This window comes from Anaerobiospirillum sp. NML120448 (assembly GCF_023050945.1).
GTDB lineage: Bacteria > Pseudomonadota > Gammaproteobacteria > Enterobacterales > Succinivibrionaceae > Anaerobiospirillum.
In genome coordinates, this window is sequence record NZ_JALKIM010000008.1 from 1 (window position 1) to 13,280 (window position 13,280).

The window sequence follows — 13,280 nt, forward strand, 5'->3', positions numbered from 1 at the left end:
CTTGCGCAAGATTCACTCCAGAAATGACCAAGCGTGACAAGATGTTTTTTCAGCATATTGGTTTAATCGAATCTTAGTGTTCCTGACAAGGATACTTCTTGCATGACACTATTCGCTAACTTTTAGGTTTAAAGTAGCTTACCAGATTGATAATCATTGGGCTCCTTTTGCTCAGATTGGCAATGTCAAAGTTGATTCTACTAGCGATGACCGTCAAACACGTTTGCGTGTAGGTATCAAGTACAACTACTAATAAGCCCCCTCACTCTCTACACCAATCTTACTAAGCGTGTAGCCCATTATCTGGCCTGCTGTTAACTAATAAGCAGGCTAGGTATCAAGCTAGTAATTCTGCCCTGGGATTTTCTATGAAAAAAGTAACTCTATCATGCTTAAGCTTGGCTTTAGCTTTAGCTTTAGCAACTAGTGCTTGTAGCACTCACCAAGAAACCATCACTCATAGCTCTGATTGGCAGAGTATTACCTTTGGTCAATCGACCGATGCCAACTTTGCTACCAACGTGCTTAAGGATAAGGTAGGAGTTAACTTCACCTACTTACCATCTGGATTAAAAGCACTGCCTCAACAAGCACAACCATTAGCATTTCCTATTACTGTAGAAAGCCGTGGCGGTAAGATTGGTAATAGCCACGATGGCCTTACTTACTACTACACAACTATTGATAGCAGCAAAAACTTTGTTCTAGAAGCTTTAGTTCGTATTGATCAATTCGGCCCTGAAAATGGAGCCAAGCCAGCAGCTCAAGAGGGCTGTGGTCTATTAGTAAGAGATATATTAGGCCCTGCTCGTAATGAACAAGTAGTTCCAGGCATTGAAGAGTTTCCAGCTTCCTCTAATATGGTAATGACAGCTGTCATGACCCATGATAAGAGCAATCATACTAATGTCGACATTATGCAGTTAGACCGCAATGGCGTACTCTATCCTTGGGGCAACCAAAATATTGCCATGCAAAGACGTAATGTCGCTCAAAATATCAATTTAGAACAGAATAATACTTTTATTTTACATCTTGAACGTACTAATGAAGGCTTTGTATCAAGCTATGCACCTCAAGGTTCTAAAGAATTTATCAGCCTTAATACCTCTTACCCTCAAAGAGTACAAAAGCTTGATAATGACAAATACTATGTAGGCTTCTTTTCCTCACGTAATGCTCGTATGACAGTATTGGATGCAACACTAACCACCAGTGATGCTAACCTGTTAGATCTAAACTACCAAGCACCTAGTGAAGAGACCTACCTTGAGCTTAATAGCGCCCCTATTATTAATAACAACGATCAACAATACACTTTTAGCGCCCGCACGAATAGCGATGGTTTATTAGCTCTTAGCTCACAAGAGCCCCCAATTGCAGTAAAAGCAGGAGAGCTCATCAATATAAAGCTACCTCTAAACAACTCTGAGCGCACTATTAGCTATACCTTTACTCCTAACAATCCTGAGCAAAAAGCTCTAAAGGGCAAGTTCAACCTAACAGATAATGACTTATTAGGCAGTGCTACTCTTTACGCCTCTGCCCATGGCAACGCTCAAGGTAATGGCACTAAAAATAGTCCTTTAGATGTAGCTACTGCTTTAAAACTAGTTAAAGATGGCGGCGTAGTTTACCTTTTAGATGGTCAATATGACTTAACTACTTTAGACTCACAATGCTCAGGTTCCCCTGCTGGTCTAAAGACCTTACAAGGCTCTAATAAGGTAGTTTTCCATGGTCTTAATGTAGCTGCTAGCTATCTAAAACTTACAGGCTTTAACGTCACTACTAAACCACTTAATGTTTCAGGCTCTTACAACCACCTTTCTTTTATTAACGCCTATGCTTGTGATGATACAGGTATTTGGGTAGCGTCCCCTAAAGAGGTAGGTCGAGCCTTATGGGCTAGCCATAATCTTATTGAGGACTGCACCTCTCATGAGAACCAAGATCCAGGCAATATTAATGCTGACGGCTTTGCAGTGAAAATGCGTGTAGGTGATGGCAACCGAATTGTAAGAGCTCTTTCTTGGGGTAATGCCGATGATGGCTATGATCTCTTTAATAAGATTGAAGATGGCCCTAATGGCGCAGTTAAAATCGAAGACTCTGTTGCCATGTTTAACAACAATAATGGCTTTAAGCTAGGCGGTGAGGGCTTACCTGTGGCCCATAGCATTGATGGCAGCATTGCTTATCGAAATGGTATGGACGGCTTTACCGACAACTTTAATCCAGGCGCAATTGCTGTTAGCAATAATGTCTCCATTGATAATCAGCGCTTCAATTACATTTTCCGCCATGGACCTTTTGTAAAATCACCTCAAGAACAAGGTCATTTTACTAACAACCTTTCTCTAAGAAGTACTGATGGTATTTATGGCGATGTAGTTAATGGCAATATTGAGAACAACAATAGCTTCTTATTAACTCCAAATAAGGACACTCAAGGCTATAGGGTCAACCATCACACTAAAGGTGAAGTACCAAAACGCCAAAGTGATGGCTCCTTACCTGCTCAATTCTTTTTCAAAGAAAATAAGTAATCATCCCAAAAATAACTAAAAATCTATTATTAAAGCCAAGCTTCATTAGAGTTTGGCTTTTTTTCTCTCTCTCATCAGCCTCAGTAGGCTCTACAGTAGCCTTATAAACCTCTTAAGCCCATCTTTGCTCCTAACCCTGACCTAAAATAATCTGAGGGAAAACTAAGCTAGCTTGAAGGCTAGACCTAATATCCCCTATTAGTAAGCTCTTATGTAGTTCCAAGGGAGCTCTTGGGGAGTCTGATTTTAATTAAGAGCCAAATTTACATTAAACTTTTAGAAAAAATTACGTAGATTAAGTAATACAATTGTATTAAGACTTTTGTTACGCAGATGGGCCTTTATAGGTTTCATTTATGAAAATCTATATAACATGTAAAATAGCAACAAAATAATTTCTGGTTAATTAGCCCTCTATAAAGCTTTTTTGCTTTTTATTAAGATTTCTACTATTTTAAATAAGACAAAATTAGTGTCTTGTATGTAAAGATGTCTTAAAAGTTTGCTAGAATTAGCAATATTTACAATAATTTCATTTCTTAAACTTGCTCAAATCTTGATTAAGACCAAAGCTTGGAGCCGTCATGTTAGAACAACTAAAATTAAACAATCTTGCCTTATCAGTTCAGGCTGAAGTTGATTTTACAGCTGGCATGATTTGTATTACTGGCGAAACAGGCGCAGGTAAGTCTTTAGTGGTAGATGCTTTAGGATTAGTTTTAGGTGCTAAGGCTGATGCTAATATGGTGCGTCAAGGCGAAAAACAACTTGAAGTTTCAGGTTTATTCTCCATTAAAGACAATCCTAAGGTCAATGAATTACTTCAAGAATACGGCTTTACTGATGAGCGTTTTGAACAAGACTCAGCAGCACATGCCCATAACTACAATGGCAACACCCAATATCAATCTCCTATAGAAAGTATTGATAGCTCTTATGACTATAGCCAAGTTGATACTGGGGTAGTAGCTGACGGCCAAGCTGTAGGTATGGAAAATTACACACATGAAGAGCAAGATTTAGTTTTACGCCGTATTGTTACTTGCGATGGTAAGTCTAAGGCCTATATTAATGGTCACATGGCTACCTTAACTCAGCTAAGAGAGTTAGGTGAATATTTGGTTGCTATTCATGGCCAACATGCCAGCGTCAAGCTCATGGATGAAAAGCACCAGCTAGAAATAGTAGATAACTATGGTAAGTTAAAGCCTTTGGTAAATGAGGTTAATCAAGCTTTTAACAACTATAGTTCTTTACGCCAAGAGCTATTTAGAATTTCAGATTTACAAAAGCAAGGTGCTAGCACTTATAAACAAGATCGCTATGACTTAGAGGAACTCAATCGTCTTGCTTTCCAAGAAGGCGACTATGAAGAACTTGAGGCCATGTTTGATCGTGCTATGAATCAAGCTCAATTTAGCTACATTTTAGCTAACTTTAGAAATGTAGTTGAGGGTGGCGATTCTAATGTTATTTCTATTTTGCGTGAGCGCTTAATGGAATTAGACAAAGTAAAAGCTTTTGATCCTAATATCAGCAAGATTATGGAAAACATTGAGGCTGCTATTTTGCACCTGGATGAGGGCTCCAATTTAGCTGATGATTTGAGCAATCAAACTTTACAAATGAGCACCACTGAGCTTGAAGGCAAAATGAGTAAAGCTCACGAACTAGCTAGACGCTTCTCTTGTTTACCTAAAGAGCTCTACTTAATGTCTGATCGCATTGAACGCAAGGTCAATGAATTTTTGGGCTTAAAAGACACTATTAATAAGCTCACTCAAGAAGTTAAGAGCGCCCGTAATCTCTATGAGGAGCAAGCTAAAAAGCTCTCTGAGGCTCGTGTTGAGGTTGCCCGTGATTTGGCTTTAAAAATTGCCCAAAAGATCACCTCTTTAGCTATGCCTGATGCTCGTTTTGATATTACTATCCATAGAGATGAAGAGTGTCGTCCACGCCTTAATGGCCGTGATGAGCTATGCTTTATGTTTTCAGCCAACTTAGGACAAGACCTAAGACCACTAGCAGCAGTAGCCTCTGGTGGTGAGCTCTCAAGATTAGCTCTTACTATTGAGGTCTTAACCGCCTCGGTTAAATCTACCCCAACCTTAATTTTTGATGAGGTTGATACAGGTATTTCAGGACGAACTGCCTCTGCTGTAGGTTCTTTATTACATGAACTAGGCCAATACGTACAAGTAATTACTGTTACCCACTTACCTCAAGTAGCAGCCAAGGCCCATAGCCAATTTGTAGTCTCAAAGAGCAACGAACAAGGTGGAGTAAACTCTACTATAGCTATGCTTAATAATGAGGGCCGAGTAGAGGAAATCTCCCGTATGATTGGTGGTTCCATCATTACTGAAACTACTCGTAAGAGCGCCTACGAACTCTTGCATGATATTTAACTAACTAACTAACCAAGCAAATCCATCCCACCCTACATCTTTTGGCCACCAGGCCAAAAGATATAACCTTAACCCAGCTCATCACAGCCCTAAACTGCTCTACCCAGTCCTACACATCCTTGACTTTTCCTACACGGCACAGCTCTACTAAGCCTTGCCTTGCTACCCCATTAGGACATTATCAACTTGGCCATCAAACTATCTACCATTTTCCCACAATGTCCCATTACCCATGTATTCCTCTGGCACTTTCAGTCTCGTGAATTACTCCTGCCAAATCATACGATGATAGCGTTAGCTTCATGGCGTAGCCAATTTAAATCTACCCTGCTTCATTCTACGTAGTTACGCTTATGCGCACGCTATCGCTTGCCATTGCGCTGGCACACACTTACTCTGACCTGTAATGACGCTACGCTATCGCAAGTGCTGCTCTGCGCTGACACCAGTGCTGGCTCTGTGCTGTCGCAAGTGCTGCGCTGGCTTAGCAATGATGCGCTACAGGGGAGTGGCTCCTTGCTCATTGAGTTAGCTTTCTCTTGCTTAAATCTTAACTGGGCCATGTAGTTGTTAAGTAAACAGGATACTAAAGTAGCCCCAAGCTCTCTTAGCTGCTAGCACTGTTGCGCTCTTGCAGGCTCAAATTTGTCTTTACTGCCTATTTTTGATGGCATAAAAACAGATTTTTGCACCATTATTGCCCTTAAATACAAAAGGTTAAGACTGGTGACCCTTTTTAGTGAAAATTCTATTAAAATTCCTACAGCAATATTATTGAGCTCAAATTTCACCTATTTTTGCTCAGTCTTTACCTACTTATTATTTCGCTTTTCGATAGTTAACCACTTAGCTCTAGTAGATTAAGGTGTTTTTTTAATGACAACAATCATCACTTCCAACACTGGTCATGAGATAAGAAAAAGCTTCTTTACCATACGTCCAGCTGTATTGGATGATGCAGCAGCTATTTCTATAGTAGAGCTTAAAGCAGTTAAAGATGAAAATCGTATGGTTCCCTTAGGGATGACCTTAAACCAGCTGTTACATGTATGGCAAAGACGTATAGAAAAAAAGGAATATGAAATTTTTGTTGCCTGCTCTGTTGAGAATAGCGCTCGAGTTTATGGCTTTATTTCAATACAAGCTCATAGTAATAAAGAAGCCTATATCCACGCTATCTATATAGACCCTCAATACTATCGTCACGGTATTGGTTCTGCATTAATTAACTTTTGTGAAAAGATCTTTGCCCGCCGATTTTGCCCTAGCACTAAGCTCTATGTAGAGCCATACAATAGAATAGGATTACGCTTCTATAACCAGCTAGGCTTTAAACTAACAAACAAAAAATTCCACCATTTACATATATTAGTAAAGGAGTATTCCTCATGCTAAAAGTCTGCATTGTAGGTATTTCTGGCCGTATGGGACATGCCATTTTTGATTGCTGCCAAGGCATTGATGGCTTTAAAGTAGTCTCAGGTATTTCTAAAAATGATACTCAATTACCATTAGGCTTTAATGGCGAACTTGTAGACTCTGTTGAGAAACTCTCTAGTGCCCCAGATGTTTTCATTGATTTCTCCCGCCCAGAGTGTTCCTTAAAGGTTTTAAGCTATGCTAAAGAGCATGGTAGCCATGTGGTTTTAGGCACTACTGGTTTTAGTGAAGACGAGCACTCTAAAATTGTTAGCACCTCTGCAAGCGTACCAATTGTTTTTGCAGCTAACTTCTCTGTTGGTGTTAATGTTATGTTAGCCCTCATTAAGAAGACCTCTGCTATCATGCAGGATGCTGATATTGAAATTATTGAAGCTCACCACCGCTATAAGGTAGATGCACCATCTGGCACTGCTTTAGCTATGGGGCAGGCTGCAGCTGAGGCTCGTGGTGTTAAGCTCAAGGATGTTATGGTTGCAGGCCGCAATGGCATTACAGGTGAGCGTCAATACGGTACTATTGGTATTAGCTCTATTCGTGGCGGCGATGTTGTAGGTGAGCACCAGGCTTTATTCTTAACCGATGGTGAGCGTGTTGGTATTGAGCATATTGCAACCTCTCGTGCTACCTTTGCTCGTGGCGCTTTACGTGCTGCTTTATGGTTAGCTACCAAAAAGCCAGGTCTTTACAGCATGAAAGAAGTATTAGAGCTCAATCGTATCTAATACTTGCACTAAAACCAAAACCCAAAATTTAATAGGCCCAGTTTTCACCCCAAGGAAAATTGGGCCTTATTTTTACTACCAAAGCATTACCATACATTAGCAAGGCTTACCAAGACCACCTGCGCAGCTCGTTTGCAAGCTTGCCTGATACATGATTGCAGCCTGACAAGCGCTATCTCATGGCAGTATTTAAAAAGCTTGCTTGCTGCTTAACAGGCTTAGAACAGGCTTGTATCCTTGTGATTGCTTGTATTGAGAGAGCTAACTTTCAAAAAAGAAGCCCATTTTTTGGCAAATGAGCTTCTTGCTTTAGGTGAAAGTTTAAAATCTTTGTTTGGGATAAGTATTAAATCTTAAACTTACGAATATTGTCGTTTAGGATGCCAATTTGGTTAAAGGAGTTATTAACCACAGCGCTGGTTTCCTCAGCAATACCAGCTACATCTCTGGTAATATCAGTAAGTTCTTGCATGCTGTGTGAGATTTCATTAGAGGCATTGGTTTGCTCTTCGGCAGCAGCAGCAATTTGGGTAATTTGAGTATTAACGTCCTGTACATGATTGAGAACTTCAGTAAGAACACTATCTAATAAGGAAGTATCATCAGCTAAAGAGGCAATACCACTTACTGACTTGGCCATAGAATCATTGGCCTGATTAGCAACATCAACCATGCGCTCAACCTTATCAGTAATCTCGCTAGTAGAGGAGCTAGTACGACTTGCTAAAGCTCGAACCTCATCAGCAACCACAGCAAAACCACGACCTGCCTCACCTGCACGAGCAGCCTCAATAGCAGCGTTTAATGCTAGTAAGTTAGTTTGGGCAGCAATCTCATCAATGGTGTTAACAATACTATTAATGCTACGTGACTGGTTAACCATAGCCTCAATTTGCTGGCCATTAGCCTTAGTTTGTTCGGCCTGATCATAAATAGCGCTAATAGACTCTTTAGCCTTGAGCATACCTTCATTGGTTTTATCAGTGGAGGACTGGGCAATGTTAGCAGCCATTTCGCAGTTCTTAGCAATTTCTTGAGTAGTAGAAACCATTTGGTTGGCTGCAGCAGCTACAGTAATAGTTCTATTCTCACTATCAGCAGCATGATGCTCTAAGCGCTCTACTAAAGCATGAGCATGCTGCATTTCAGTGCCTAAATTATCAGCTAAAGAAATTAAGGTCTTAAGAACGCTGGAGAGTTTAGTACGTACATTTTCAAGTACATTAGAGAGATCACCAAACTCATCACTATAATGGCTCTTGCAAGACTGAGAGAAATCTTGATTTTCAATAATACGTAAATTAGTAATGGTGTGGAATACAGCGCCCTTAATGTAAGCAGAAGTAATAACAGCAATAATTAAGGAGAAAATAATAGCTGCTAAAGTAATAGCAATGACTACATACATAGGACGGGTATCAGCAACAGAGTCTACCTGAGCAAACACCTCTTTAATCATATTATTACTGACATAGTTAAACTTAATGAACATGGAGCCATAAAGAGGAATGATGTCGCTAGCATAAGAAGCAAGAGCTTCAATAGAGTTACCTTGCTCAACAAATGGGGTGATTTTTTTCTCTAAAATATCTAATACCTGATTAGCACCAGCTTTAATTTCTCTAATTTCATTAGGGAAATTACCAGGAACAAGAGCATTGGCATAGCGTCTAAAATCGTTAGCAGCATCAGAAACAGTGGCATGAGAGATAGTCTCAGAGCCAAAATCACCATTGCTAGCATAAACGAAAATCATATTTTGCAGCTTACGACCAGCCTCAGAAACACGCTCAATACGTTGATATCTCTCTTCTAAAGTCCAATGAACATAAGATGCCACATCTTGCGATTGTTTCATAGAAACCACAGCAGAGACTGCAATAAATAAGGTCATTACAATAAGAGCGCTAAAACTCAATAAAAGTTTGACTTTAATTGGAAGTTTATAATACCAACCCATTTTTAATAGTCCTATAAATGGCAAGTAGTACTAATACATGGAAAGTAGGCGTAAACCCTACCTATGATTCAAAGTAACCTGTAAAAAAACAAAAGAATTGCTTGACCAAAGCTCACCAAAAAACTTTAGCCTTAAAGATAAAACATTCCTGCTAATAAGCTCACAATTCTTGCTCGATAATGCATATGTTTGATTGGTATAACTCTCATACACTATAAGCAAGTACGTCGCACTACAACTTTTAATGTCAGAACAAAAAAAACTCTAAGAACTTTTAAGTACAAGCATGGCAATATAAATAAAACCTCTTAAAGTACTTCAGTAATAGGAAGTGCCTAAAATTTGTTTAACTAAGAGTAAAGATAACAAGCACGCTAAATAGAATCATTTAGCCCAACGCACTTTGCTTGATCTTTGGATAGTAAAATAATTTAGAAGATATATTTTGTTTCATAGTTATAACATCAAGTTATGATTAAATCCATATTCTTAAGAGGATTAAATTTAAATTACGATCTTGAATCACAAAATATACGATTTTCATATGGCAATAGAACCATAAAATTACTTGCACTCTTGACCAAAGTTTAGGATTTTTAAGCAAAATATTAGAACTCAAACATATTAAAAAAGCACAAAAGTTTCTTTAACTAATATCTATCCTTGAGCTGACCTTAAGAAAACTCTTATTGATTTGTATAAATACACTAAATGAATTTTTTTAGCACTTCATAACGCCAAGTTATCTAAACGCCATGCCCAAGCCAAGTACAGCCAACACCAAGTAAAGCAAGTGCAGGCACTTGCAACTCTGGCAATTGCGCTATCCCATACCATGGCGCAAACGCAAGTTCTGGCGCAGCTTCTGGCGTAGACTCTGGCGTAGACTCTGGCGTAGACTCTGGCGCAGGCACTCCCTTACACTTGCATTGGCGCATACGCATACGCATACGCAGACGCAAGCGCTAGTGAAAGTTACTGAAAGTTCGTTTACTGGTTAAACATAATAATCCTAGATAATTTCAGGCCTTTAGTCAGATCATGGTTGTAAATGAACTTTTGCAAACTTTCACTAGGCGCAGGGCACTATAAAATGAAAATAAAAAGAGGGAAGGTAAACTTGTTTTTTTAGTTGATAGTGAAAATGAAGTGAAACGAATGGGGATGAGTATTTGGAGGGAATTAGGAAGGTCAAAAAGCTAAGAGCCCTAGATTGCACTGTTTATGCAAAGCTAGAGCTCCTGCTTCAATCTTTTTTAGGACAAATTATTCTTGGTTAGAAAATTTGTTCTTATCTTTTAGGCTTAGATTACACCCTGAGCAATCATAGCATCAGCAACCTTACGGAAGCCAGCGATGTTAGCACCTAATACTAAGTTGCCTTCCTGACCGAACTCACGAGCAGTTTCAGCAGAATTCTTGTAGATGTTAACCATGATGTTGTGTAACTTGCTATCAACCTCGTCAAAGGTCCAAGAACACATAGAGGCATTTTGCTCCATCTCTAATTGAGAGGTAGCTACACCACCAGCGTTAGCAGCCTTAGCTGGGCCATAAGCAATCTTAGCAGCTAAGAAAGCATTGATAGCTTCGATGGTTGAAGGCATGTTAGCACCCTCAGCAACGCAGATACAGCCATTAGCTAATAAGGTCTTAGCATCCTCTAAGAAGAGCTCGTTTTGGGTAGCACATGGGAAAGCTGCATCACATGGAACAGTCCATACAAAGTGCTTGCCCTCTGGGTACTCATTTACTGGTACGTACTTAGCAGTTGGAACAAGCTCAGCATAGCGAGTTAAGGAAGCACGCTCAACCTCTTTAACCTGCTTTAAGATCTCTACATTAATACCATTGGTGTCATAAATGCTACCACGAGAGTCAGATACGGTAACTGGCTTAGCACCAACTTGGTATAACTTCTCACAACAGTAGATAGCTACGTTACCAGCGCCTGATACAGCACAAACCTTGCCCTCTAAAGAATCACCACGATCCTTTAACATCTCTTGAGCAAAATAAACGGTACCGTAACCAGTAGCCTCAGTACGAGCTAAAGAACCACCGTAGTTTAAGCCCTTACCGGTTAAAACACCCTCGTAAGAGGTGGTAAGACGCTTGTAAGCACCGTAGAGGTAACCAATCTCACGACCGCCAACACCGATATCACCAGCTGGTACGTCAACAGTTGCACCAATGTAACGGTGAAGTTGAACCATAAAGGCCTGGCAGAAACGCATGATTTCGTTATCAGACTTACCTTTAGGATCAAAATCAGAGCCACCCTTACCACCACCGATAGGGGTACCAGTTAAGGAGTTCTTAAAGATCTGCTCGAAGCCTAAGAACTTTAATACACCCTCATTTACAGTTGGGTGGAAACGTAAACCACCTTTGTATGGGCCAATAGCAGAGTTGAACTGTACACGGTAACCACGGTTTACCTGTACCTCACCCTTATCGTCAACCCACTGTACTAAGAAGTGGATAACGCGCTCTGGCTCGGTGATACGCTCTAAGATCTTATTCTTTTGATAAGCAGGGTTCTTATCTAAAGCTGGCTGTAAAGTGCCTAATACCTCTTGAACAGCCTGAAGGAACTCTGGCTGGTATGCATAACGGGAGGAAAGCTCTTCAAAAACCTGTTGTGAATAAGACATGGATTTTCTCCTAAAAGTAGATGAAAGATTGAAGTTGATGGTGATAATTTACGCATCCACACTTTTTGGATCAATAAAAATCTATCAAATCACCTAAAATTCATTTTTATAGCACCATAATAGCGTTTTATAGCACTATAAAAGTGCGCTATTTTTAAGAAAATTTTGGAGAAAAACATCTCTATTCTAGCTAGTGATTTTTTATATAAATACGACATTTAAGCCTTTTACGCAGAAAGATAACTAAATTTTTAAAGACACATTGCTCTATTTTGTCTCTAAAACAACTCAAAATCCCATTTCAAAAATAGTGCACAGATTTAAGCGTTCTGTGATGCATGTCACTCAAAAATCTGTAAAAAATCTCTAGACGTGTTCCAAAATGATTAATTAACTTTGATGAATATCAATACCAAAGTAAAAATATCTCATGCTCAATGCAAAACTTTCTACAAAAACTTAACTGAAACTCAAACTAAGCGCCTTAGTGTTCGATTAATTTTCATAAAACTCTTGCATACTAAAAAAAGTTAGGTATAATGTGCGCACAAACCGATGCGGATGGATGGCAGAGCGGTTGAATGCAACGGTCTTGAAAACCGTCGAGGATTGACGTCCTCCGTGAGTTCGAATCTCACTCCATCCGCCATCAGGGATGAAAAAATAAAAAGGCTTAGGCCTTTTATTTTTTGCCTTTTAACTAGATACAACCAATCTAAACAACGCCTCCCTATTCTCTCTTAGCCTCTCCTCAATCTACCACCACCTCAATAGCAGACACTGGACGCTAGCATTAGCGTTAGCGCAGCGCTATGGCATTAGCATTTACATAGGCATAGGCCAGAGCCATAGGCATAGGCATGGATATAGCTGTAGCTGTAGCAGCATCACTTATGGTTAGCAAACTAGCAAGTCCACTATCTGCTCTAAGACAGCAAACAAGCAAGCTAGCTAGCTAGCTAGCTAGCTTGCTTTGATTAAGTTGACGCTTGGGTTAGGGTAAGGGCATAGGCATGGCCTGTGGCTATGACATAAAAAAAGCTCATCTTTTTTCAAAGATGAGCTCTAAGTTTAACTATTCATCACTGCTACCTAAGCCCTTAGCAATTAAAGCATCTAATTTCATGCTTTCTTTTACTAAGCTATCAAATTCAAATTTGATATTTGGCATGTAGCGCATCTTTAAACGAGATGCCATGGTAGAGCGCACAAAGCCTGAGGCTTTATCTAATACCTGCATAGCCTCTTTTACTTTGGTCTCATCATCATCAATGAAAGAAACAAAGATAGTTGCATTGCGTAAATCAGGAGCTACATTAACCTCAGTCACAGTAGCTAAGCTAACACGTGGATCTTTAATTTCTGTAGATAAAATACGAGCAGCCTCTCTACGCAGTGAAGCGGCAATGCGCTCATTACGACCATAACTTTTAGGCATAAATCTTTCTCCCACAACCCACGTAATCCTACGTTAGTTTGTAAGTAGTTAACCATGCTATTGCTTTTATACTGTAGAGTATTAGCATCATAGCGGCTCTTGA

At 39.7% G+C, this 13,280-nt stretch carries 7 protein-coding genes and 1 tRNA gene; 5 read left to right on the forward strand and 3 right to left on the reverse strand.

The annotated features are described in order from the left end of the window. Positions 1-368 precede the first annotated feature (368 nt). The 4 genes from MXE38_RS02555 (at position 369) to dapB (ending at position 7,122) form a co-directional block, all read left to right on the forward strand. Complete coding sequence (locus tag MXE38_RS02555; RefSeq protein ID WP_246910880.1) at positions 369-2,549, forward strand: hypothetical protein; 2,181 nt, start codon at positions 369-371, stop codon at positions 2,547-2,549. Positions 2,550-3,133: 584 nt separating this feature from the next. Next, positions 3,134-4,957, forward strand: coding sequence for a DNA repair protein RecN (locus MXE38_RS02560; RefSeq protein ID WP_246910882.1), 1,824 nt, complete (start codon positions 3,134-3,136; stop codon positions 4,955-4,957). Positions 4,958-5,833: 876 nt separating this feature from the next. Beyond that, a complete protein-coding gene (locus tag MXE38_RS02565; protein ID WP_246910884.1) occupies positions 5,834-6,352 on the forward strand; it encodes an N-acetyltransferase in 519 nt (172 codons plus the stop codon). Continuing rightward, positions 6,346-7,122 (forward strand): 4-hydroxy-tetrahydrodipicolinate reductase, encoded by a 777-nt coding sequence (gene dapB / locus MXE38_RS02570; RefSeq protein ID WP_246910891.1) that lies wholly within the window; start codon positions 6,346-6,348, stop codon positions 7,120-7,122. Before MXE38_RS02565 ends, dapB begins: the two co-directional genes overlap by 7 nt. Positions 7,123-7,468: 346 nt before the next feature. Here dapB and MXE38_RS02575 read toward each other — a convergent pair whose 3' ends face one another. Both MXE38_RS02575 and gdhA read right to left on the reverse strand, forming a co-directional pair. Further along, complete coding sequence (locus tag MXE38_RS02575; protein ID WP_246910893.1) at positions 7,469-9,082, reverse strand: methyl-accepting chemotaxis protein; 1,614 nt, start codon at positions 9,080-9,082, stop codon at positions 7,469-7,471. Positions 9,083-10,386: 1,304 nt separating this feature from the next. Next, positions 10,387-11,739: an NADP-specific glutamate dehydrogenase gene (gene gdhA, locus MXE38_RS02580; RefSeq protein WP_246910895.1), complete on the reverse strand. Its 1,353-nt coding sequence runs from the start codon at positions 11,737-11,739 to the stop codon at positions 10,387-10,389. Between the two features lie 559 nt (positions 11,740-12,298). Between gdhA and MXE38_RS02585 the strand changes: the two genes are divergently transcribed. Next, positions 12,299-12,388, forward strand: a tRNA-Ser gene (locus MXE38_RS02585). A gap of 426 nt (positions 12,389-12,814) precedes the next feature. Here MXE38_RS02585 and rbfA read toward each other — a convergent pair. After that, on the reverse strand, positions 12,815-13,177 hold the full coding sequence (gene rbfA / locus MXE38_RS02590) for a 30S ribosome-binding factor RbfA (RefSeq protein ID WP_246910899.1): 363 nt from the start codon (positions 13,175-13,177) through the stop codon (positions 12,815-12,817). Positions 13,178-13,280 lie beyond the last annotated feature (103 nt).